General features: G+C 37.1%; 21 protein-coding genes, 1 other RNA gene and 2 other annotated features. Of the genes, 3 read left to right on the top strand and 19 right to left on the bottom strand.

Annotation, left to right across the window (positions count from 1 at the left end; all coding sequences use genetic code 11):
- Nucleotides 1-125: 125 nt before the first annotated feature.
- From mltG to MKY78_RS17695, 12 genes are all read right to left on the bottom strand, one after another.
- Nucleotides 126-1,241: an endolytic transglycosylase MltG gene (gene mltG, locus MKY78_RS17750; protein ID WP_339214560.1), complete on the bottom strand. Its 1,116-nt coding sequence runs from the start codon at nucleotides 1,239-1,241 to the stop codon at nucleotides 126-128.
- Between the two features lie 267 nt (nucleotides 1,242-1,508).
- Complete coding sequence (locus MKY78_RS17745) at nucleotides 1,509-1,796, bottom strand: DUF1292 domain-containing protein (RefSeq protein WP_339214558.1); 288 nt, start codon at nucleotides 1,794-1,796, stop codon at nucleotides 1,509-1,511.
- A 16-nt stretch (nucleotides 1,797-1,812) separates the two neighbouring features.
- Nucleotides 1,813-2,226 carry a Holliday junction resolvase RuvX gene (gene ruvX / locus MKY78_RS17740; protein WP_339214556.1) on the bottom strand — a complete coding sequence of 138 codons (414 nt, stop codon included), beginning with the start codon at nucleotides 2,224-2,226 and terminating at the stop codon, nucleotides 1,813-1,815.
- The gene (locus tag MKY78_RS17735) at nucleotides 2,227-2,499 is read right to left on the bottom strand and encodes an IreB family regulatory phosphoprotein (protein ID WP_186870346.1); all 273 of its coding nucleotides are present in this window, start codon (nucleotides 2,497-2,499) and stop codon (nucleotides 2,227-2,229) included.
- Between the two features lie 70 nt (nucleotides 2,500-2,569).
- Nucleotides 2,570-5,212 (bottom strand): alanine--tRNA ligase, encoded by a 2,643-nt coding sequence (gene alaS, locus MKY78_RS17730; RefSeq protein ID WP_339214553.1) that lies wholly within the window; start codon nucleotides 5,210-5,212, stop codon nucleotides 2,570-2,572.
- Nucleotides 5,213-5,342: 130 nt separating this feature from the next.
- Nucleotides 5,343-5,546, bottom strand: a binding site (T-box leader).
- A 42-nt stretch (nucleotides 5,547-5,588) separates the two neighbouring features.
- Nucleotides 5,589-6,656 carry an AI-2E family transporter gene (locus MKY78_RS17725; protein WP_339214552.1) on the bottom strand — a complete coding sequence of 356 codons (1,068 nt, stop codon included), beginning with the start codon at nucleotides 6,654-6,656 and terminating at the stop codon, nucleotides 5,589-5,591.
- Between the two features lie 45 nt (nucleotides 6,657-6,701).
- Nucleotides 6,702-6,896 (bottom strand): hypothetical protein, encoded by a 195-nt coding sequence (locus MKY78_RS17720; protein ID WP_186870326.1) that lies wholly within the window; start codon nucleotides 6,894-6,896, stop codon nucleotides 6,702-6,704.
- A 74-nt stretch (nucleotides 6,897-6,970) separates the two neighbouring features.
- The gene (locus MKY78_RS17715) at nucleotides 6,971-9,295 is read right to left on the bottom strand and encodes an ATP-dependent RecD-like DNA helicase (RefSeq protein ID WP_339214550.1); all 2,325 of its coding nucleotides are present in this window, start codon (nucleotides 9,293-9,295) and stop codon (nucleotides 6,971-6,973) included.
- Nucleotides 9,296-9,323: 28 nt separating this feature from the next.
- The gene (locus tag MKY78_RS17710; protein WP_339214549.1) at nucleotides 9,324-9,980 is read right to left on the bottom strand and encodes a tetratricopeptide repeat protein; all 657 of its coding nucleotides are present in this window, start codon (nucleotides 9,978-9,980) and stop codon (nucleotides 9,324-9,326) included.
- A gap of 11 nt (nucleotides 9,981-9,991) precedes the next feature.
- A complete protein-coding gene (mnmA, locus tag MKY78_RS17705) occupies nucleotides 9,992-11,104 on the bottom strand; it encodes a tRNA 2-thiouridine(34) synthase MnmA (protein WP_339214548.1) in 1,113 nt (370 codons plus the stop codon).
- Nucleotides 11,105-11,114: 10 nt separating this feature from the next.
- Entirely contained in the window at nucleotides 11,115-12,257 is a 1,143-nt protein-coding gene (locus MKY78_RS17700; protein WP_339214547.1) for a cysteine desulfurase family protein, read from the bottom strand.
- A gap of 26 nt (nucleotides 12,258-12,283) precedes the next feature.
- A complete protein-coding gene (locus MKY78_RS17695) occupies nucleotides 12,284-12,703 on the bottom strand; it encodes an Rrf2 family transcriptional regulator (protein ID WP_186870321.1) in 420 nt (139 codons plus the stop codon).
- 181 nt (nucleotides 12,704-12,884) lie between these two features.
- Between MKY78_RS17695 and MKY78_RS17690 the strand changes: the two genes are divergently transcribed.
- Both MKY78_RS17690 and MKY78_RS17685 read left to right on the top strand, forming a co-directional pair.
- Nucleotides 12,885-14,168: a replication-associated recombination protein A gene (locus MKY78_RS17690; protein ID WP_339214545.1), complete on the top strand. Its 1,284-nt coding sequence runs from the start codon at nucleotides 12,885-12,887 to the stop codon at nucleotides 14,166-14,168.
- Between the two features lie 256 nt (nucleotides 14,169-14,424).
- Nucleotides 14,425-15,090, top strand: a complete 666-nt coding sequence (locus MKY78_RS17685; protein ID WP_339214543.1) for an RsfA family transcriptional regulator — start codon at nucleotides 14,425-14,427, stop codon at nucleotides 15,088-15,090.
- Between the two features lie 151 nt (nucleotides 15,091-15,241).
- Here the strand turns inward: MKY78_RS17685 and MKY78_RS17680 are convergent, their stop codons facing one another.
- From MKY78_RS17680 to MKY78_RS17655, 6 genes are all read right to left on the bottom strand, one after another.
- Entirely contained in the window at nucleotides 15,242-16,105 is an 864-nt protein-coding gene (locus MKY78_RS17680; RefSeq protein WP_339214541.1) for a protein phosphatase 2C domain-containing protein, read from the bottom strand.
- Nucleotides 16,072-16,512, bottom strand: coding sequence for an HIT family protein (locus MKY78_RS17675; RefSeq protein ID WP_186870318.1), 441 nt, complete (start codon nucleotides 16,510-16,512; stop codon nucleotides 16,072-16,074). Before MKY78_RS17675 ends, MKY78_RS17680 begins: the two co-directional genes overlap by 34 nt.
- Before the next feature lie 232 nt (nucleotides 16,513-16,744).
- Nucleotides 16,745-16,934: non-coding RNA, 6S RNA (gene ssrS / locus MKY78_RS17670), on the bottom strand.
- Nucleotides 16,935-17,059: 125 nt separating this feature from the next.
- Nucleotides 17,060-18,823: an aspartate--tRNA ligase gene (aspS, locus tag MKY78_RS17665; protein WP_339214539.1), complete on the bottom strand. Its 1,764-nt coding sequence runs from the start codon at nucleotides 18,821-18,823 to the stop codon at nucleotides 17,060-17,062.
- 1 nt (nucleotide 18,824) lies between these two features.
- Nucleotides 18,825-20,105, bottom strand: a complete 1,281-nt coding sequence (hisS, locus tag MKY78_RS17660; RefSeq protein WP_339214537.1) for a histidine--tRNA ligase — start codon at nucleotides 20,103-20,105, stop codon at nucleotides 18,825-18,827.
- Nucleotides 20,106-20,243: 138 nt separating this feature from the next.
- Nucleotides 20,244-20,467: a binding site (T-box leader), on the bottom strand.
- Between the two features lie 56 nt (nucleotides 20,468-20,523).
- Entirely contained in the window at nucleotides 20,524-20,697 is a 174-nt protein-coding gene (locus tag MKY78_RS17655; RefSeq protein WP_339214536.1) for a hypothetical protein, read from the bottom strand.
- A gap of 98 nt (nucleotides 20,698-20,795) precedes the next feature.
- Between MKY78_RS17655 and MKY78_RS17650 the strand changes: the two genes are divergently transcribed.
- Entirely contained in the window at nucleotides 20,796-21,857 is a 1,062-nt protein-coding gene (locus MKY78_RS17650) for an N-acetylmuramoyl-L-alanine amidase (protein WP_339214534.1), read from the top strand.
- 293 nt (nucleotides 21,858-22,150) lie between these two features.
- On the opposite strand, the gene dtd is transcribed toward MKY78_RS17650, so the two are convergent.
- The gene (dtd, locus tag MKY78_RS17645) at nucleotides 22,151-22,597 is read right to left on the bottom strand and encodes a D-aminoacyl-tRNA deacylase (RefSeq protein ID WP_339214533.1); all 447 of its coding nucleotides are present in this window, start codon (nucleotides 22,595-22,597) and stop codon (nucleotides 22,151-22,153) included.
- Nucleotides 22,598-22,716 lie beyond the last annotated feature (119 nt).

The raw sequence follows: 22,716 nt of genomic DNA, 5'->3' as shown, positions 1-22,716 counted from the left end.
GCTTATCCTATTAGGATACCAATTTGTGGTAATCTTATGCTTAAATCCTTAATCAGTAATAAACGTGCTGACACCACATGCAAAAAAACGGGAAATGTGAATAGATTCTTCACACTTCCTCGAGATTAATTAATATATTGTGACTTATATGCGTTATGTTCTTCTAATGTCTCAGAATAATAAATATTACCATCTTCATCATGTAGGAAATAATAAAAATCGGACTCCTCAGGATTAATGGTAGATTCTAATGCACTTTCCGAGAAATTTGAAATAGGCCCAATAGGTAAGCCATTAATCTGGTACGTATTAAATGGTGAATCCACCTCTAAATCGGATAATAACACCTTTTCCTTATGACCACCTATCGCATATAATACGGTTGGATCAGTCTGTAACGGCATACCAATCTCTAATCGATTAAAGAAAATACCAGCAATTTTTTTACGTTGATCTTCTGTCACTGCTTCCTTCTCTACAATCGACGCCATTGTTACCGCCTCATGTAAGGATAATCCCCTTTCAGAAATACTATCAACATATTGACTGATGACAGCTTGAGACTTGTCCAACATATTTTCAATTATTAATTCCACTGGTGGATCTTCTTGATAGAAATCATATGTTGCCGCAAAAAGATATCCTTCTAGTGCAAACCGTAGTTCTGGATTGAGAATATCCTCCGTTAGTATGGAATACTGTTCAATAAGTTGATTGATATACGCTTCGTCCGTTACCTTTTCCAAGAATTCTTCTTCTGTAATCGGAAGTTTATCTGCATATATGCTTGCGATTTCTTCAATGGTTAGACCTTCTGGAATAGTAACCCTGTAAACTGGTTCCTTCGTTATTCGACCACTTTTTAAGGACTCTATAATTTCATCAATCGTCATTGACTTCGTGAATGTATAGTTTCCTGCTTGAAAGTCTGACTCATTTTTAAACTTTATATAGAAGCGAAAAATCATCGAATTTTTGATAATTTCATTTTCCTCAAGTATATTGGCAATACTTGAAGTGGATGAACCTAAAGGAATTTCTATCTCAACACCTTGCTCATTACCAGGGTCCACTGGTTCTAAAGCCGATTTAACATAGTTGTATCCAACTATACCACCGATAGCAAGGATAATGATAATGGTAAAGATAACAATTGCTACTATTTTGCGAACTGTACGTGCTTCTTCACCTCTAGCAATTAAATTATCTTTAAAAGTACCTTTATCTTTTCCTTTCGACATTCATCGTCCCCCTCTCATCCGGTATATTATACTAAAAAATGACAATATACGCTAGGATTTATCCGTTTATACATGAAAAGTGGCTCATATGTATCCTATTATTTCCCCAAGAAATACAATTTAATTGTGCTATTACCTAAGTTCCCTGATGCTATAGTAAAGGACTGATATAAGCTTTAAAAAATGATTTTAGCTAATAAAACAAAGATCCCCTATCACATTGTAAAGTGGTAGGGGGTTCTTTTAACTTTGTTTTTTGGATAACGTTTAGTCGTTCAATTCTTCTTCTTCTTCAGCTAATGTATTTAGCATTTCTTCTACAATATCCCACTCTTCATCTGACTCAATAGCAAATAATGAAATATCCTCATCATCTTTTTCTTCATAACGGAAAGCATAAACTTCTACTTCCTCGTCATTTTTTTGTTCAGCAGGAACGACTGCAATGTAAGAATTTCCTGTATCATCTACATCAAATGTAAATAATACCTCAAATAAATGTTCTTCACCATTTTCATCAGGAATGATGATGCGTTCTTTTTCTTCAATAGCCATATTATTAGTCTCCTTTTTACTTTTGATCAAGATAGCCTTGTAAAATCATCATAGCAGCCATTTTATCGATCACCTTTTTACGCTTCTTTCGACTGACATCTGCTTCGAGTAGCACTCGTTCAGCTGCCATCGTCGTTAAGCGCTCGTCCCATAATATTGTTTGGAGATTGTACTTTTCTTCCATATACGCGGCAAAACGCTGTGATGCCTCACCACGTTCCCCAATCGTTCCATTCATATTTTTAGGTAAGCCAATGACTACTTTTGATATATTATGCTCATCAATTATTGTTTTTAATTGACTATCTGCTGAATGAATATCATTTTCATCCCATTTAATCGTTGTTAATCCTTGGGCTGTCCATCCCAATTCATCACTTATAGCGACTCCAATTGTCTTAGAGCCAACATCTAAACCCATTATCTTCATTTAAATACCTTTTTTATATTGCTGTTCTAGATAGTATTTGACAAGTTCCTCAATCACTTCATCACGTTCTATTCTACGGATCAAATTTCTTGCATCTTTATATCTTGGAATATATGCTGGATCCCCGGACAATAAGTAACCAACAATCTGATTAATGGGATTGTATCCTTTTTCTTGAAGTGCCTCATGGACAGTCATTAAGATTTCTTTTATATCTCGATCAAATGGCTCTTCCGAAAAGTTGAATTTCATGGTTTTATCATTTGAACTCATCACGACACCTCATTCCGCTTTTTGACTCTCTATTCATTCTACCATGTTTGAAAGATTAAATATAATATTTTTATGCTTTAAGGTTCGATTCCACGTACTGTTTTGTGAAATCTAATGCATCATTAATTTTACTCGCATCTTTTCCTCCAGCTTGGGCCATATCAGGGCGTCCACCGCCTCCACCGCCACAAAGCTGTGCAGCTCCTTTAATTAAATTACCAGCATGTAATCCTCGTTCAATTAGATCCTTTGAAACTCCTGATGCAAGTTGAACTTTATTGCCACTTTCTGTTGCTAATAAAATTATGGCAGAACCAAGCTTTTGTTTCAACTCATCAACCATCGTTCTTAATTGGTTCATATCATTCACATTAACTTTTTGAGCTAACACTTTAATGCCTGATACTTCTTCAACCTGCTCCAAAATAGAGGAAACTTCTAAATTGGAAAGCTTAGCACTTAATGATTCATTTTCTTTTTGTAATGCTTTGATCTCTTGGAATAGTGCCTCGACACGTTCTGGTACTTTCTCATCTTTTGTTTTCACTAATTGAGCTGTATTTTGGAGAAGATGTACCTTCTCTGATAAGAATTGATAAGCAAATTTACTTGTTACTGCTTCAATACGGCGTGTACCTGCACCAATTCCACCTTCTGAAACGATTTTAAATAGACCTATTTCTGAAGTGTTTCGAACGTGTATACCACCACATAATTCAAGACTGTAATCACCAATACGAACAACTCGGACAATCTCACCATATTTTTCCCCAAATAAAGCCATGGCGCCCATTTCTTTTGCTTCTTTTAGACTCTTATAGCTAATATCTAAAGAAATGGAATCCCAAATTTTTTCATTAACTATTTTTTCAATTTGGTTTAACTCTTCTATAGAAACTGCATTAAAGTGAGAGAAGTCAAATCGTAGTCGATCAGCTGCAACTAAAGAGCCGGCTTGATTGACATGTGCTCCGAGTACATCTTTTAACGCTTGGTGTAGTAAATGAGTTGCTGTATGGTTCTTAATTACTAAGTTTCTGGATTCAGAGTCCACCACCGCTTTAACAAGATCACCAACACGTAATTCACCCTCTTCTACAACAGTACGGTGAATGTTTTGTGATTTAGGTGACTTTTGTACATGCTTCACAGAAGCCTTCCCATTACTGTTAGTGATTATTCCATGGTCTGCAATTTGCCCGCCACTTTCTGCGTAGAATGGCGTTTCTTGTAGGAAAATCAATACTTCTTCATCTTTCTTAGCACAATCTACTAATTCTCCATCCTTCAATAATGCCACTATCTTCGTATCGGATTCTAACCTATCATATCCGATAAATTCACTCTCTACGTCTAATTTACCAAGCACTTCATCCTGAACATGCATAGAATCTACCTTTTGTCGAGCGTTTCTAGCGCGTTCACGCTGTTTTTCCATTTCTCTATCATATCCAGCTTCGTCTATACTAAATCCTAATTGTTCCACATATTCTGCTGTTAATTCTTTAGGAAAACCATACGTATCATACAGTCGGAATACTTCCTCACCTGGGAATACAGTTGAACCTTTCCCTTTTTCTTTTTCAATAATAGTAGTTAGAATATCTAGCCCTTCATTCAAGGTTTCATGGAAGCGTTCTTCTTCTACTTTGATAATATTTTGTATAAAGTCATGTTGCTGTAGGACAGTAGGATAGAAATCTTTCATGATTTCTCCAACCGTTTTAACTAATTCGTACATGAATGGTTTTTCGATCCCAATTTCTTTCGCAAATCGAACTGCTCGACGTATTAGTCTTCTTAATACATAGCCTCTTCCATCATTTGATGGTAGTGCCCCATCACTAATCGCAAAACTAACCGTTCTAATATGGTCAGCAATTACTTTATATGCTGTATCACTCGTTTTCGCTACCCCATACTTTACATTTGCTAATTGCTCTGTCTTCTTAATAATTGGCATGAATAAATCTGTTTCAAAGTTAGTTGGTACATCTTGAATTACGGAGACAATACGTTCTAGTCCCATTCCTGTATCAATATTCTTCTTAGGAAGTGGTGTATACGTATCATCTGGATTATGATTAAATTGTGAGAATACTAAGTTCCATATCTCTAAGTATCGGTCGTTCTCGCCACCGGGATATAATTCTGGATCATTTGGATCATTGCCATAGCTTTCTCCGCGATCATAGAAGATTTCCGTATTCGGACCACTTGGACCTTCACCGATATCCCAGAAATTTTCTTCTAAACGAATGATTCGCTCTTTCGGCAGCTTAATATCGTTTAACCACATTTCATACGCTTCATCATCCTCCGGGTGAACAGTTACAGATAGCTTCTCGGGATCTAAGCCTAACCATTTTTCACTCGTTAAAAATTCCCATGCGAATGCAATCGCTTCTTTCTTAAAATAATCTCCAATAGAGAAGTTCCCTAACATTTCAAAGAATGTATGGTGTCTTGCTGTATACCCTACATTTTCAATGTCATTTGTACGGATTGATTTTTGAGCGTTAACAATCCGAGGATTTTCTGGAATGACACGACCATCAAAATATTTCTTTAATGTCGCTACCCCACTATTTATCCATAATAATGTTGGATCATCTTGTGGGACTAGTGAAGCACTTGGTTCCACTCTGTGGCCTTTTTCTTGGAAAAAGTCCAAATACATTTGTCTAATTTGAGCAGATGTTAATTTTTTCATCTATATCCTCCTTTTAAAATTATTCATAATTGATTTTTCGGGTGTCCAATTCATATTAGCACGCTACAGTTCATTTACACGCTATTATGTAGAAATTACACCAATAAAAAAATCTCCTCTCTGCAATATTTGCAGGGACGAGATTATTCGCGGTACCACCCTAATTATGGACATTACTATCCATCACTTAAGCATGATAACGGTATGAAACCGACGGGGATTAGCCGTACTCAGGTTTAGCTTTCCATGGTTCTAATTTAAGATTTCTTACAGCCTAGGAAACCTCTCTCTAGAAAATCGAGTGCCATGTACTCAGAACCTTCATCGTATTAAATAATTATTGATAGCGATATTATAGATAACTTTACCTAAAAAGTCAATTTCCTCTAATCATAATCCAAGTATGTTTCATAATGACCCGCAATATCGTAAATGCAGGTACAGCCACTACCATTCCTAAGACGCCACCAATTTTACCACCTAGTAATAAAGCGAAAATGATGACAACGGGATGAATTCTAGTACTTCTACCAACGATGTATGGGGAGAGTAAATTACTCTCAATTAATTGAATAACAAAGACACCAATAACGATAAACAGGACCATTTTTCCTGAAACGGTTAAACCAATTAATACCGCTGGAACTGCTCCTATAATTGGTCCAAAATATGGTATGAAATTCATAATGCCCATAAATATAGCAAGTAGCAAGGCATAGTTCAATCCCAAAAATTGAAACACAATATATGACGCAATAGCAACAAATAGACTAACTAATAATTGTCCACGTAAATATCCACCTAAGCCTTCATCAATGGCATGGACAAGATTACTAGAATTATCGCGATACTTAGACGGGATAAACCGTTTGACATATCCTTTGATTTTCTCATAGTCCTTTAAGAAATAAAAAACTAATACCGGAATAACCGTTAATAAAACAATAAAATCGATAATTTTGGTTACGCCACCAACTAACTTACCTATCCATCCGTCAAGACTCGATTCAATCGACAGAATAGTCTCTTCAATCCTATCATGAACGGTTTCCGGCAAAAATGACGTAGACGCATAAACCTGATAGATAAGATCTTGATACATAGCAATTAACTGTGGTAAATACGCATTAAAATCCCGTAATTGTGCCACAGCTGCAGGATAGACACGATAAATTAAATAGCCAAGTCCACCGAAAAACAGAATGTATATCAGTAAAATTGCAATACTTCTAGGAATATTGTATTGATGTATTTTCTGGACAATAGGATACAGCAAATAGGCGATTAAACTAGCAATCAAAAAGGGTGCTGCTAAATGCAACAGGAAAGAAAAGAACGCCTTATAATAAGGAAATAGCTTTACAAGCAAATAAATAAATAAAAATACAAATATCCCTGTCACGATATAATAAAGAAAATGAATCGGTTTTTTTTGAGAAAACATCTGGTACACCCCTTTAGTCATGAATTTTTGTTCAAAACTAAAGGATTACCATTCTAGTTTTCTTTCTTCTTCTGTAAATAAATCATTGAGCGAGCTTAAACTGCCATCCGCTTCAACTTGATGCACGGTTAATTCATTACCTGATACAGACATTTCTACAAAACAATTCCAGCAATAGTACTGCTGTGAACCAATTTTTCCTATATCTTTACTACTACAATTCGGGCATCGCATTAACATAAATACTAATCTCTCCTGGAAATAATTTATAAGTATTATGTTATGCTTTCCCTTTTTCTCCAAAATATACATCCTTACATGAAATCATAAGGGGAAATATCGTATTCCTCTTCTACTGTATCCCCACTTGAAACTTGTACGTCTCCTAATCTTTCGGTTAACTGTTCCTGTAAAGATGTATACCGTTTATTCGTATCCTTCATCTGAATTCCTCGTAAAAATGCTTGTTTCTCACCACATACTATAAGTGATTTCTGTCCTCTTGTAATCGCAGTATATAATAGATTCTTCCGTAACATACGGTTATACGTGGACACAACAGGTAATATAACGATAGGAAACTCACTTCCTTGGGATTTATGAATAGAGATACAATATGCCAGCATTAAGTTGTCATAGTCCTTTCGCTCATAGACGACTTCCCGTTCATCAAATGACACCACTAATTGCTCTACATTCTCTGTATTTTCATTTTCTCTGAAAATAGCAACTACCTCACCAATATCACCATTATACACATGATCTTCCGGTTGATTAACTAACTGGATTACTTTATCTCCAATTCGAAAAACGGTGTCATGATGCCTAACTTCACGCTTTCCTTTTTCTGTTGGATTAATTAATGCTTGTAGGGCATTGTTAATGATGGTGATTCCTGCCTGGGACTTATACATCGGTGCTAATACTTGAATATCTCGAACATCAAGCCCTTTATTCATCGCCTTCTCAAACACCTTAGTAATGACGTCTACGACATGATGCTCCCGGCAAGCAATAAAGCTAAAATCTTTATCATTTGTTAAGCTGTCCACTGAGCATGTATCATTCTTTATACTATGAGCTAATTGGATTATCTTTGAGCCTTCTTTTTGCCGATAAACTTCATGTAGGCTTACTTTTGGAATATGATTATTTTCCAGCAAATCGGTTAACACCTGTCCCGGGCCAACAGATGGAAGTTGATCCTCATCTCCAACGATTAGTACTTGCATATCCGTAGGAATGGCTTTAAATAGATTATTAGCTAACCATATGTCTACCATAGAAAACTCATCAATTATGAGATACTTTCCGTTCAAAGGCTCATGCTCGTTCTTCTCAAAGCCTTCACTACCATTCCAACCTAAAAGGCGATGTATCGTAAGAGCTGGAAGACCTGTCGATTCATTTAATCGTTTTGCTGCTCTCCCTGTTGGTGCAGCAAGGACAAAAGGAAAGTCCTTCTTATGCTCATAGTCTGCTATGTCTACTGAAAGATTATGAACAGCAGCATATGCCTTAATAATTCCTTTAATAACGGTGGTCTTACCCGTTCCAGGACCACCTGTAAGAATCATCAGTTTTGATTTTAATGCTTGCTCGATAGCCGCAAACTGTTCCTTCCCATAGCTAAGGATTTCTTCCTCTTCAATTTTCCCGATAATCTTCATTAAATCAGCTAGCGTAGTAGCTTCATCCATCTGAGACGAAATTAATCGTTTAATACTAGAGGCAAATCCATCTTCTGCATAATATAAAGACGGTAGATATACTTTGCCTTCATATAGGATTATATTCTTTTCCTTATTTAACTCTTCTATCGTACTTTTGATTTCTTCCTCTGTTAGGACATACTCCTGATTACTTAATAACGCCCTGACTTCATCAAGGCATTGGTTTAATGGCAAGAATGCATGGCCATCCTGCACACTTCTTTGCAATATATAAATACATCCAGCTCCAATTCGATTGGGGCTGGATAGAGATAATCCATTCTTCTTTGCAATCTCATCTGCTGTCTGAAATCCGAAACCTTCCACATCAAATACTAAGCGGTATGGATCATCTTCTAATAACTCTATCGTTTCATCCTTATATTGTTCATAGACTTTCTGTGCCATTTTAAGCCCAATATTATACTTTGCTAAGTAAACAACTACATGTTCAAAGCCTTGATTCTCTTGTAACGTCTTAACAATTGTATTAGCAGCTTCTTTCTTTAGCCCTGGCACGGAATCTAAAATAGAAGGGTTATTTAAAATAGAAGAAACGGTAGATTCTCCTAAATGATCGACAACCTTCTTGGCAGTTCTTTTTCCGATTCCATAAAACATATCACTAGATAAATAAGCGATTAGTCCATCCTTTGTATCTGGAATAAATGTTTGATAGGAAGTAACACTATATTGCTGTCCATATTTAGGATGCTTTTCAAGCTGACCAATAAATCGATACACAGTCCCTTCTTGCAATTGGGAAAAATAGCCCTTTATGACAATTTCTTTCTCATCATAGTTTAGATTAGTATCTAGTATTTTTACCTTGGCAATGGAAAAATGCTCTACATCATTATGAAAAATTGTATAGAGAAGCTCTCCCTTTATATATTCTTCGATTTCCATAGGTTGAAGTTGGTCCATACTAAATACCTCACATTCCATACCGCAATTAATTTATTGCTTCCTCTGCTACCCGCTTTCCATTCGCTGCTAGCACATGGTTCGGATTATATTTTAGTGCTTCATCAAAATATGCTAATGCACTAGTTACGTCTTCTTCGAATAGTGAAATGACGCCTAAGTTATATAAAGCATCACTATGGCTTTCATTTAATTCTAACACCGTTTCGAATACCTTTTTAGCATCCGATAATAATTCACTCTGCGCTAAAGCAAGTCCATACTGAAACACAACCTCCTCATCTTGAGGTGTTATTTCCTTTGCTCTTAAAAGGTACGGCAAAGCTAATGTAAATTGCTGTTGGTTTTGATGAGACATTCCAAGCATAAAGTAAACGTCTGCTTCTTCTAAACCTAATTTAATCGCTTCAAGAAAGTTCTGTTGTGCTTTTGGAAAATCTTCCATTTCAAAATAAGCATTTCCAATCCCATAATAGGCTGTAGCAGTTGTATCATCTAACGATAAAGCCTTTTGAAAGAAATTAATGGCACTTTCATGCTCACCAATATGCAATAATAAATTACCAAAGTTTATAAACCCAACCGGATCATTGGGATTTTCTTCGATATATTCATTAAATAGATTAGCTGCTTCTTCATATTTACTTTCTTTCATTAATTCGACTGCTTCTGCAATTTTACTCATTGTCGTACTCCCTATCCAACATAATCTAATACGTTGTTTTGTTTCTTAACTTTGTCTATAGTTCCACCACCAAGACATACCTCACCATCGTAGAATACAACAGCTTGACCTGGTGTAATAGCGCGTTGACTTTCATCAAATACTACCTTTAAGTCACCATTATCTAATACATGTACTGTTACCCCACTGTCTTCTTGACGATAGCGGAATTTTGCCGTACACGTAAAGGTTTTCTCTACTGTATCAGGATTAATCCAATTAACATCTGTCGCTAATAGTTCATCAGAATATAGATATTCATTACTGAAGCCTTGTTCCACATAAAGAATATTTTTCTTTAGATTTTTACCAACAACAAACCATGGATCACCTGAACCACCGATTCCTAGTCCTTGACGTTGACCAATCGTATAATACATCAATCCATCATGCTTTCCCTTCACTTCTCCATCAAGGGTTTGCATTTCACCAGGTTGTGCAGGTAAATATTCACTAAGAAATTCTTTAAAGTTACGCTCACCGATGAAACAAATTCCCGTGCTATCTTTTTTCGTAGCAGTAGCTAAGCCGTGTTCTTTGGCAATTTCACGCACTTTTGATTTTGGTAAGTGACCTAGTGGAAACATAACTTTTTCTAAAATATCACTAGATAATTGATTTAGGAAATATGTTTGGTCTTTATTTGAATCTACTCCGCGTAACATTTCATACTTTCCATTATGTTCACGAACTTGAGCATAATGTCCAGTAGCTAAATAATCCGCTCCTAAATCTAGTGCATAATCTAAAAATGCTTTAAACTTAATTTCCTTATTACACATTACATCTGGGTTAGGTGTGCGCCCTGCTTTATATTCATCTAGGAAATACGTAAACACTTTATCCCAGTATTGCTTTTCAAAGTTAACGGAATAATACGGGATATCCAATTGATTACATACACGAACAACATCTTCAAAATCTTCTGTTGCCGTACAGACACCAAATTCATCGGTATCGTCCCAGTTTTTCATAAAAATACCGACTACATCATACCCTTGTTCCTTTAATAGTAGTGCAGCTACTGATGAATCGACTCCACCACTCATTCCTACAACAACACGTATATCTTTATTTTCTTTCATTATGAACACCCTACTTTACTAATCGTTTTATAATTTTGGCAACACGATGTGCTGCTTCTTCGACATTTTCACTAGTATTGGCAGCTCCAAAGCTAAATCGAATCGAGTTAGTTGTGCATGGGTTATTTTCACCATAAATCGCTGTTAATACATGTGATGGTTCCACCGAACCTGCTGTACAAGCACTTCCGCTAGATGCTGCTACTCCAGATAAATCAAAGTTAGCAAGCAACTTTTCTACATTACCACCCGGAAAGCTTACGTTCACAATCGAAGCAATGGTGCTATTTATGTCTCCATTCACACTAAAATTAATGCCTTGTTCTTTCAATACCTGTAAAAACTGTTCCTTATATGCTGCATACTTAGTATTACGAATTTCTCTTTCTCTAATCATTACTTCTACTGCAGTCTGAAAACCGACAACGCCAACAACATTTTCAGTCCCTGGGCGGCGTTTTCGCTCTTGCTCGCCACCGAATTGCAAGGCATTCAATTTAATCCCTTCTCTTACATATAAAAAACCAATTCCTTTTGGACCGTTTATTTTATGTGCAGAGACAGATAATAAATCCACACCAAGCTCTTGTACGTTTATCTCTATTGTTCCATAGGCTTGAACAGCGTCGGTATGGAAATATGCTGGATGATTCTTTAACAATTCCCCAATTTCCTTAATTGGTTGAATGATTCCCGTTTCATTATTCACATACATAATCGAAACAAGAATCGTGTCATCTCTTAAAGTATTTTGAAGGTCACTAACGGAAATCTTCCCATCCTCCTTAACAGGAAGATACGTTACCTCAAAGCCCTCTTTTTCTAAATGCTCAGCAGTGTGCAATGTTGCATGATGCTCCATAGCCGTCGTAATGATGTGTTTTCCTTTATGCTGGTTCGCTTTTGCTGTTCCAATTAAGGCAAGATTATCTGCCTCGGTTCCGCCACTAGTAAAAATAATCTCTTTTTCATTAGCATGGATACTTCCAGCAAGAACTCGCCTTCCTTCATCTAATAATTGCCTCGCTTTTCTGCCAAACGAATGGACACTCGAAGGATTTCCAAACACCTCTTCATAAACTGGTACCATTGCATCAATTACTCTTTTATCCATCGGTGTAGTTGCAGCATGATCTAAATATATATGTTCCATTACGCTCGTCCTTTCTAGTCATTAAATCAAATGTAAAACATATATCCTTCTAATGGGTCATCCTTCTCATGGTTGACCAAATCTTCCAATGTCGTCTTATCTAAAACATCTTTAACAGCCTCTGTAACACGCTTCCATAATGCCTGCTTGGCTGGTTCCTCATCCTCGATTCCCTCTACTAAAACAATCGGTCCCTCTAGTACTCGAATGATATCCCCTGCACTAATCTCTTTTGGATCCTTTGGTAAGATATATCCGCCATACGCTCCTCGAATACTCTTAATGAGTCCGGCATTTCTAAGTGGTGCAGCCAGTTGCTCTAGGTAATGTTCTGACAAACTATTTTCTTTTGCAATTGTTTTTAATGGAATTGGGCCTTCTCCATAATTACGTGCAAGCTCCAGCATAATCGTCAGCCCATAACGTCCTTTAGTTGAAATTTTCATTTACTATAACTCCTCTAATCCTTACCGTTTTTCCTATTACTTCTATATTAACTATACCATTATCATCTTAAACTTTAAAATACATGGTATTATAGCATGAAGTTAGTCTTCTTGCATTTTTTTCGAATCAAGCTTAGGCTAAGATTACCAAACTATTATAATTTATAAAAGGACGATGAAGATGAAACATCAACCACTAGCCTATCGACTAAGACCTAATCATATAAGTGAAATCATTGGACAAGAACATTTAGTTGGGGAAGGAAAAATCATAAACCGAATGGTAAAAGCAGAGAAGCTGGCATCGATGATTCTTTATGGGCCGCCGGGTACTGGTAAAACATCGATGGCAACAGCGATAGCAAAGACGCTTAAACTTCAAGTTAGAAAATTAAATGCAGTCATTGATAAAAAGAAAGATATGGAAATAGTTGTAGAAGAAGCAAAAATGTCCGGTTCCATGGTATTAATCCTAGATGAGGTACATCGTTTGGATAAGGGAAAGCAGGATTTCCTACTTCCTCATTTGGAGAGCAATTTAATAACATTAATAGGCTGTACGACAAGTAATCCCTACCACGCAATTAACCCTGCCATTAGAAGTCGTTGCCACATATTTGAATTACATGCCTTAACACCATTAGATGTCAAAAAAGCTATCCAAAGAGCACTAACTGATTCAGACAATGGATATGGTAATGAGAAAGTTATTCTTACTGATGAAGCGCTAGAGCACTTTTCACAAAGTTCTGGTGGCGATATGCGATCTGCTTTAAATGGGTTAGAGTTAGCTGTGGCATCAACACCACCAAATCAAGATGGTGAAATCGTTATCAACATCGACATTGCAGAGGAATGTATGCAACGCAAGAGCTTTTCCCACGATAAAGATGGTGATGCTCATTATGATGTATTATCAGCTTTCCAAAAGTCGATTCGTGGTAGCGATGTTGATGCGGCATTACATTACTTAGGTAGATTAATTGAAGCTGGTGACTTAGATTCAATCGCTAGAAGAATGATCGTTATTGCCTACGAAGATATAGGACTAGCCAATCCACAAGCAGGTCCTCGTGCAGTTGCGGCAGTAGAGGCGGCAGAAAGATTAGGCTTCCCAGAAGCAAGAATTCCGCTAGCAGTTGCCATTGTTGAGCTATGCTTATCACCGAAATCAAATACAGCATATCAAGCTCTTGATGCTGCCATTGCTGATATTCGCAGTGGTAAAAGCGGTGATATTCCAAAGCATTTAAAAGATGCACATTATCAAGGAGCGTCCAGTCTAGGTAGAGGTGTAGACTATAAATACCCACATGATTATCCTGGCGGTTGGGTTTATCAACAATATTTACCTGATACCATAAAAAACAAACAATACTACTCGCCAAAGGAAACCGGAAAATTTGAACAAGCTATGAAACAAGTGTATGAGAAGATACTAAAAGAGAAAAAGAATCATAATTAAAGAGGTATAAGCTAGGCATCCTTAATTGATGCCTAGTTTTTTTATGCATCTTCATATAACAATCCGTTAAAAATTATATCCTCCTAACGTATAAAAAAATCATCTCCCGTCTAGACTATGTAAAAGGAAATAATGTCCTAAAAGTCAATTCTAAAACTGTCTATCTAATGAACTGACTTTTTGACTTAGAAAATTTACTAGTTAAAAAATCTATTGTTTTGATTAGGTAGTTATGGAAAAAGGAGATGAAACATACATGACAAAAGTTAGACAGGATGCATGGTCACATGAGGATGACTTACTACTTGCAGAAACTGTACTGCGTCATATTCGTGAAGGAAGCACACAATTAAATGCCTTTGAGGAAGTCGGAGACAAGCTCAATCGTACATCAGCAGCTTGTGGCTTTAGGTGGAATGCTGAAATCCGAAAAAAATATATTAATGCGATTGATTTAGCTAAAAGGCAACGTAAAGAGAAAAAACGAGCCATTGAGAAAGCGAAGAAGGCGAATAGAGCACCAGTTATTGCCTTTCAACAAAACTATGAAACCCCTGTAACAGAAGATACTAGTAGAGAGCCAGAGTATACTACACCATCGCCTATAACATTGGAAACCGTTATTCAATTTTTGAACCAACTCAAAAAAGACTATTATGCTTCCAATCAATCAAAAGTATCTCTTGACCAAGCACAGAAAGAGAATGCTTTACTAAAAGAACAGATTAATAAACTTGAAAAGGAACTCTCAGAGACGAAACAAGAGCTATCTACTATTCAAGAAGATTATAAAGTATTCGTCCAAATCATGGACCGCGCAAGAAAGATGACGGTATTAGAAGACCAAGGCTCGTTTAAAGCTCCTGCTTTCCGGATGGACAAGAATGGTAACCTTGAGCAAATTGCACAGGGATCTAACTAAGCAACAGATAACCCAGTCGATATAAGATTTGTTTGTAAGAAAAGCATAGTAGATATAGAAAAATCCGAACTACTTATCACGATTCTATTAGAAGAATTTGAATTAGTTCGGTTTTTTCTTTTTGCACTATTTACCCCAAAAGAAACTAGGCTTAGCTTTGTTCCTCATCTACTTCATCACTAGGTCTTGTCACAGCTGAATCGACCGTGACATCCCAAGCAATAATCGTGGTGCTATCTCGAACATGATGATGTTGTATTGTTTGCAGTAATTTTTGAATGCCTTTATGATTGGAATGTTTACTCATCATTCGATCGATATCAACAGGAGATGCAAATGGATCATTAGGGCACTCAATTAATCCATCAGTCGTTAAAAAAATACGATTTAATCCTTTTCTTAGTTCTCTGACACCACTACTATAACAGGGAACCGATTGTTCAAATGTATTCACTTTCCCTATCCATTCATAAAAATGCCGTTGGTTCACTTGATATTGACCTAATTCGGCAAGCTCCGGATGAAATACATAGCAAAGACAATCCCCAACAGAAAACCACCATAGATACTTCTCTTTTCTTAATACAAGTAAACACGCCGTCTCTCCTTTAACTTTCCGACATGCTCCGAGAAATGCCCCATCCATAAACATATTAACTATGGTATGCTCTATATCCTTTATCCCTTTAATAGATGGGTCATTGCATAGATCTTGTATATGACTTTTATTGGCATTTATTTGATTCATCACTAATTCTGCACTTTCCGCTGAATGATGGGCATCTAATAAAACAGCAAACTCCCAACATTTATTTTGATCAGTCCATACGAGACATCCATCCTCATTTTTATATTGACCTGCAGAAGAATTTCCACCGAAGTTCCCTATTACGACATGACTAAGTTGCTGAACATTAATCTGATCTACATAATCTATTTGACTTCCTATCCAGGTGTATTCCTTTATCCTACCCTCCATCATTACTTCTCCAGATACGCTTTTATTTTTTTGCACAGCTGAATCACCTCTTCGTTATCACCAAAAGGTGCTTCCTTCCAATCGTAAACCGCCATTGGTCCCCAATAATTTTCAGGCGTATTTGGATAACGTGCAACTAGATGCATATGAAGGTGTGGAACGCTATTTCCCGAAACTAGTGAGTAAACATGCTCTGCCCCAACACTTTGAACTAAAGCTTTACTGACACGTGCCATCATAACCCCAAATACTTTTGCTTCCTCTATCGTCAAATCAGCAAGGGTTGGAGCATGTCGCTTCAAATCAATCATAATATGACCTAGATAATTCGGTTTTCCATTTTGATCGATATGTCCAACATACACGACATCATCCTCATAGATGGTTACGCCCGAAGTAGAAATTTCCCCCGTATGTTTAGCACAAATAAAACAATCTTCCATTTCCATCCCCCCCATTATGAATACCATTTCCTAAACTTCGCTCACCTGTTGATCATAAATTAATTCTATTTATTAATAATGTTTCGAAAATACTATATGAAATTATCTAAAAAGTCCATACTTTGTTATAGTTTTTCGTTCATGATTGTAGTATCCAGATATAACGATTATTCCAAACAGCAAAAAAATAAGACTAGCTTTTCTGCTAGCCTTACCTGTTATTTATGTATACATCAATCCCAATAATGCCGCCTATAGTAAGTTTTGATCCCCGCTACGAGCAGGTGGGTGCCCTGTTTCATATTTTATACGTCCTCTCGTTAAGTGAAAACGAGGCATGTATGCCATACGAAAACCGCCAGGCTCCCTATATAAAACTGTTCGGTCAAAACATATGATATAGGCAAACATATCAGGATTGATTCGCCTTCGTAATGCATTACGTTTGTAAAATTATATTAACATACGTATTCCACGTATTCAATATCCCTTTATATGAAGTATTCATTACAATTGTTACAAAATTTAAACATTATTAGCACTATAGTTATTTATTTTCATTTAGCTGAATAGATAATTCAGTTAACTGTGCGTTACTCACTTCACTTGGAGCTTCTGTTAGCAAGTCTGATGCTGATGCAGTTTTCGGGAATAGTATCGTATCTCTTAGGTTACTTCTACCTGTTAGAAGCATAACAATACGATCCAGCCCTAACGCAATCCCCCCATGTGGCGGTGCACCATATTCCAAGGCTTCCAGTAAGAAACCAAATTGTTCTTGTGCTTCTTCTTCGGTAAATCCTAGCACCTTAAACATTTCATTTTGTTGTTCACGTTTATAAATACGAATAGAACCTCCACCTAATTCATATCCATTCAGAACTAAATCATACGCATTTGCGCGAACACTTGCTGGATCAGTTGCCAGCTTCTCAACATCTTCCTCAAATGGCATCGTGAATGGATGGTGGGCTGCAAAGTAACGGCCAAGTTCTTCATCATATTCAAGTAGTGGCCAATCGGTAATCCATAGGAAATTATACTTACTTTCATCTATTAGACCAAGCTCTTTACCAAGCTTAAGGCGTAAAGCTCCTAGGCTATCGTATACAACAGAGGTCTTATCCGCAACGAATAATAGTAAGTCCCCATTTTCTGCATTTGCTCGCTCTAATAAGCCTTGTTTTTCTTCCTCTGAAATAAACTTAGCAATTGGTCCTTTTAATTCCCCATCTTCTACCTTGAGCCAAGCAAGTCCCTTAGCTCCATAGACATTGACGAACTCAGTTAGTTTATCAATGTCCTTTCGGGAGAAATTAGTAGCTTCTCCTTTGACATTTAATAATGCAACCTTTCCACCCCGCTCGATTGCACCTTGGAATACTTTAAAGCTAGAATTGGCTAGTAGATCCGAAACATGAATAAGTTCTAAGCCAAAGCGTGTATCTGGTTTATCAGAACCGTAACGCTCCATTGCTTCCTTGTATGGCATTCTTGGTAGTGGTAATGGAATATCAACCTGATTGACTTCTTTCATCACCTTCTGCATCATTTTCTCTGTCATTGTCATGATTTCATCACTTGTCATAAAGGAGGTCTCAATATCAATTTGCGTAAATTCTGGTTGTCTGTCAGCACGTAAATCTTCATCACGGAAGCAACGAGCAATTTGATAGTATTTTTCAAAGCCACTCATCATGATCAATTGTTTAAACAATTGTGGTGACTGTGGTAATGCATAGAATTCACCTGGATGTACACGACTAGGAACTAAGTAATCACGGGCTCCTTCTGGTGTACTCTTCGTTAAAATCGGTGTTTCCATTTCTAGGAATCCATCATCATTTAAGAAGTTACGCACTACTTGAGTGATTTGATGGCGCTTTTTAAAGGTCTCTTGTAATGATCCACGACGTAGGTCCATATAACGATACTTCAGACGTAAATCCTCTGACACATCTGTATCATCTTGTATGAGAAATGGAGGATTTTTCGACTTATTTAATATAGAAACCTCTGTTGCGATAACCTCTAAAGTACCCGTCTCCATATTTGGATTTATCGTGCTCTCGTCCCGAAGCACCACCTTCCCTTTTACTTCGATAACATATTCACTACGAACGGATTCTGCAATTGTTAAAGCTTCCTCGTGATCAGGATTAAAAACTACCTGTACAATACCAGATTTATCACGGAGATCAATGAATATCAAACCACCTAAATCACGGCGTTTTTGAACCCACCCTTTTAGTAGAATTACCTTTTCAACATCTTTTTCTTGTATCGTTCCTGCTAGTATTCTTTCAGTCATCCTATTTTCCTCCTAAAAGCTTTTCCTTCATTGTGAGAGTTAATTGATCTAAAGGAATCTCTACTTGTTCACCAGTAGCCATTTCTTTGACATTTATGACATTCTTATCTAGCTCCTCTTCACCTAAAACTAACACATATTTAGCCTTGTATCTGTCTGCGGCTTTAAATTGAGCTTTAATTTTTCTACCTTGGTAGTCTTGATCGACTTGGATACCATGTTGACGTAATTCATGTGTAATACGAACTACTTCCGATTTTGGCTCCTCTCCAACCGATACGATAAAGCAATCCAACGCTTCTTCTAACGGAATTTCAACATTTTCGGCTTCTAATGCCATTAATAGTCTTTCAATTCCCATTCCAAACCCAATACCTGGTGTAGCTGGACCACCTAGCTGTTCTACTAGTCCATTGTATCTACCCCCACCAGCAAGTGTCGTAATGGCTCCGAAACCTTCTGCCTCACTCATAATTTCAAAAGCGGTGTGATTATAGTAATCCAAGCCTCTTACAAGATTAGGATCAACTTCATATTCAATTCCCATCAATTCAAGATATTTTTTAACCTTTTCAAAGTATTCAACTGAATCTTCATTCAGATAGTCTAGAATAGAAGGTGCTGTTTTCATGGATGGATGATCACGGTCGACTTTACAATCTAGAATTCTCATAGGATTTTGCTCTAATCGAGACTGACAATCTTTACACAGTTCTTCCTTGTATGGTGTAAAGTGTTTAATTAGTGCATCGCGATGTCTCTTTCTACTCTCTACATCACCTAACGAATTAATGACTAGTTTTAAAGATGTTAATCCTAGTGACCGATATACCGTCATCGCTAAATCAATCACTTCTGCATCAACCGCTGGATCTGCACTTCCTAATACTTCTACCCCAAACTGATTCAACTGACGCATTCTGCCTGCCTGAGGTCGTTCATAACGGAACATTTGCATGAAGTAGTATAGTTTTACAGGTTGATTGGCCTCCCCGTACAACTTGTTTTGTACAAAAGCTCTCGTTACAGCAGCTGTACCCTCTGGGCGAAGTGTAAGACTTCTACCGCCACGGTCTTCAAAGGTATACATCTCCTTTTGCACAATATCAGTTGAGTCTCCTACCCCACGGGAAAATACTTCTGTATGTTCAAATACCGGTGTACGAATTTCTTCGTAATGATATTTATCACAGATCCACTTTATTTTATTCTCAACAAACTGCCATTTTTTGGCATCCTTTGGTAGAACATCTACCGTTCCTCTAGGCGCTTTAATATTCATTCTTTTATCCTCCTAAAACGATTATGAATTCCAAAGTCATGTAATGGTTAACTTTTCTTACTTCATATCCACGGTGTATGTATGATTCATTTAATCCTTGTTGCTATAAAAGTATACAAAAAACTCCCGTCCCTATAAAAAAGGGACGAGAGTTACCCGCGTTGCCACCCTAGTTGACGCAATTAATTGCATCCTCTTTTCACAGTTAACGCCTGCAAAACGTCTATATTTACTAGTCATAACGTTCAATATAGATCCTCAGGATTGTCTTTCACTAGGTTGCCATGCAAAATGCTTCCAGCCAAAGGCATTTTGTCTCTGCTCACGCAAGTACTAGTTACTTTTTCCTTCATAGGATATTTCTTGTTCGTTCAAGATACTTGAATGAATATTATCATAATGTTTTGCTTCCTGATTGTCAAGAGCGATTAATCTTTTTCTTTAATGCTTTTACCTCTCCTAATGATATCCCTAACTCCTGTGCTATTTCCATATGTCCAGAGGACTGTTCCATTTCGATAAACTTATGCAAGTTTACACCAAAAATATCTCGATTATTATGGGAACTCCAATGCTTTTCATTCATTCGCAATTAGATCGCCTCCTTTTTCATAAGACTAGTTTTGCCTAATTCGACAATATTTATTAAAATAGAGTCATGTGGTTTACGAATTATTAGGAGGAAATCGATTGGGCTATAAAAAAACAATTGGAATTATACTTTGCCTACTACTGATTACATGGACCTTTCCTGTAACAGCTAGTACAAAAGAGGTCATTGTAAACGAAAATTATTTAAATCTACGAAGTGGTCCTGGTACGAATTACGATAAACTTGGACAAGTCCATCAAAATGAACAATACCCCATTGTAGGTCAAGAAGGGGATTGGGTTGAGATTCAACTTGATGGATATACTGCTTGGATTTCGACCGATTATGTAACCATTCAAGAAGATTCATCTGAACAACAAGTGAAAAATGTGGGGCTTGATCATTCAGTTGACCAGACTTCTATTACCATTCCATTCGAGAAAACCCATATTCGAAATGGCCCTTCAACTGATGATGAAATTATCTACTTTGCTGAAAAAGGGGAAACTCTTTCTGTAATCGGTAAAACGGATAATTGGTTAAAAGTGAAAAATGACACGATGGAAGGGTATGTATTAGCAGACTTAGTTAAAGATGAAATCAAGGAAACAAGCGAAGGTTTAAAAGGAAAAACAATCGTTCTAGATCCAGGTCATGGTGGATTTGATTCAGGTGCTATTAGTCCTACAAATGTACTAGAAAAGGACTTAGCCTATAAAACAGCAGATATTCTAGCTCAGGAATTAACGATGTTAGGTGCTATCGTTATAACTACTAGAGAGGAGGATACATTTGCGTCATTAGCAAGTCGGGCCACGCTTTCTAACACGGTTCATGCTGATGCTTTCATTAGTTTACACTATAATAGTGTACCTGATCTTCCTACAGTCACTGGCATAAGTACCTATTATTCCCATGAGCAGTATGCAGAATTAGCGCGTTATATGCAGCAAGAGATTATTAAAGAATCAGGTGACAGAGATCGTGGTGCGGAGTTTGGTGATTTCCAAGTAATTAGACAAAATCTGATGCCTGCTGTACTTATTGAGCTAGGGTTCATGTCCAATCCTGAAATGGATACGCTAATGACGACAAATGCCTATCAGAAAAAACTCGTATCTGGTATTGTAAATGGATTACAGCGTTATTTTTCTAATTAAGTAGAGGCTGGGACAACAGAATTTATCCTATAGGTAAAACCGAATGATGAGCAAAGCCCCCGCTCTGGAAATATACTTGCGGTTACTTCCAGTACAGGGGCGACATCTGCTCGAGAGAACCTCGCAGTGTCTACTTTACCGCCTGGTGGCTAGTGAGCCGCCTCAGAGCTTAAGCTCTTCCTGGGTCTCAGGCAGTGCCCTTTCCTCCCACAGGAGTCTAGATATATTTCCTGAGCGAGTATTGAATATCAATCGGTGTTACCTTTCATTCTTTTTGTTACGCCCCTGTCTCGTTATCTATCTTTACTATCTAAAATGAAAGTTACTGGACCAACATTGGTAAGTGTAACATCCATCATTGCTCCGAATCTACCTACCTCTACCTTTATTCCTTCTTGACGAAGCATTTCATTGAACTTCTCGTAAAGCTCATTTGCTTGCTGTGGCTTCGCTGCTTGCATGAAATTTGGTCTTCTGCCCTTTCTAGTATCGCCATAAAGGGTGAATTGGGATATCGATAAAATTTCGCCATTTACGTCTGTTAATGATAAGTTCATTTTTTCTTGTTCATCTTCAAATACACGTAGGTTGACAATTTTATTTGCTAGATATTGTGCATCCTCCACTGTATCCTCATGGGTTACTCCAATTAACACGACAAAACCATTATCGATTTTGCCAACTACCTCATCTTTTACGGTAACACGTGCATCTCTAGCACGTTGGATAATAGCTCTCATGTTTAAAACTCCTTTTACTAGTACTATAGAGTCGGGTTAGAAATGTTTATGATAAAGGAAAAACCGAATAATGAGCAAGCCACCGCTCCGTGAATGGTTAGTAGACTTGAGGTTCATCC

The organism is Ornithinibacillus sp. FSL M8-0202, assembly GCF_037975285.1.
Taxonomy (GTDB): domain Bacteria; phylum Bacillota; class Bacilli; order Bacillales; family Amphibacillaceae; genus Ornithinibacillus; species Ornithinibacillus massiliensis.
Note: the sequence above shows the minus strand (reverse complement) of the source record. Positions and strands in the feature narration are given on the sequence as shown.

Excerpts from the sequence above, each read along its gene's own strand:
- mltG (WP_339214560.1), bottom strand. The coding sequence starts at position 1,241 with ATGTCGAAAGGAAAAGATAAAGGTACTTTTAAAGATAATTTAATTGCT.
- MKY78_RS17745 (WP_339214558.1), bottom strand. The coding sequence starts at position 1,796 with ATGGCTATTGAAGAAAAAGAACGCATCATCATTCCTGATGAAAATGGT.
- ruvX (WP_339214556.1), bottom strand. The coding sequence starts at position 2,226 with ATGAAGATAATGGGTTTAGATGTTGGCTCTAAGACAATTGGAGTCGCT.
- MKY78_RS17735 (WP_186870346.1), bottom strand. The coding sequence starts at position 2,499 with ATGAGTTCAAATGATAAAACCATGAAATTCAACTTTTCGGAAGAGCCA.
- alaS (WP_339214553.1), bottom strand. The coding sequence starts at position 5,212 with ATGAAAAAATTAACATCTGCTCAAATTAGACAAATGTATTTGGACTTT.
- MKY78_RS17725 (WP_339214552.1), bottom strand. The coding sequence starts at position 6,656 with ATGTTTTCTCAAAAAAAACCGATTCATTTTCTTTATTATATCGTGACA.
- MKY78_RS17720 (WP_186870326.1), bottom strand. The coding sequence starts at position 6,896 with ATGTTAATGCGATGCCCGAATTGTAGTAGTAAAGATATAGGAAAAATT.
- MKY78_RS17715 (WP_339214550.1), bottom strand. The coding sequence starts at position 9,295 with ATGGACCAACTTCAACCTATGGAAATCGAAGAATATATAAAGGGAGAG.
- MKY78_RS17710 (WP_339214549.1), bottom strand. The coding sequence starts at position 9,980 with ATGAGTAAAATTGCAGAAGCAGTCGAATTAATGAAAGAAAGTAAATAT.
- mnmA (WP_339214548.1), bottom strand. The coding sequence starts at position 11,104 with ATGAAAGAAAATAAAGATATACGTGTTGTTGTAGGAATGAGTGGTGGA.
- MKY78_RS17700 (WP_339214547.1), bottom strand. The coding sequence starts at position 12,257 with ATGGAACATATATATTTAGATCATGCTGCAACTACACCGATGGATAAA.
- MKY78_RS17695 (WP_186870321.1), bottom strand. The coding sequence starts at position 12,703 with ATGAAAATTTCAACTAAAGGACGTTATGGGCTGACGATTATGCTGGAG.
- MKY78_RS17690 (WP_339214545.1), top strand. The coding sequence starts at position 12,885 with ATGAAACATCAACCACTAGCCTATCGACTAAGACCTAATCATATAAGT.
- MKY78_RS17685 (WP_339214543.1), top strand. The coding sequence starts at position 14,425 with ATGACAAAAGTTAGACAGGATGCATGGTCACATGAGGATGACTTACTA.
- MKY78_RS17675 (WP_186870318.1), bottom strand. The coding sequence starts at position 16,512 with ATGGAAGATTGTTTTATTTGTGCTAAACATACGGGGGAAATTTCTACT.
- aspS (WP_339214539.1), bottom strand. The coding sequence starts at position 18,823 with ATGACTGAAAGAATACTAGCAGGAACGATACAAGAAAAAGATGTTGAA.
- hisS (WP_339214537.1), bottom strand. The coding sequence starts at position 20,105 with ATGAATATTAAAGCGCCTAGAGGAACGGTAGATGTTCTACCAAAGGAT.
- dtd (WP_339214533.1), bottom strand. The coding sequence starts at position 22,597 with ATGAGAGCTATTATCCAACGTGCTAGAGATGCACGTGTTACCGTAAAA.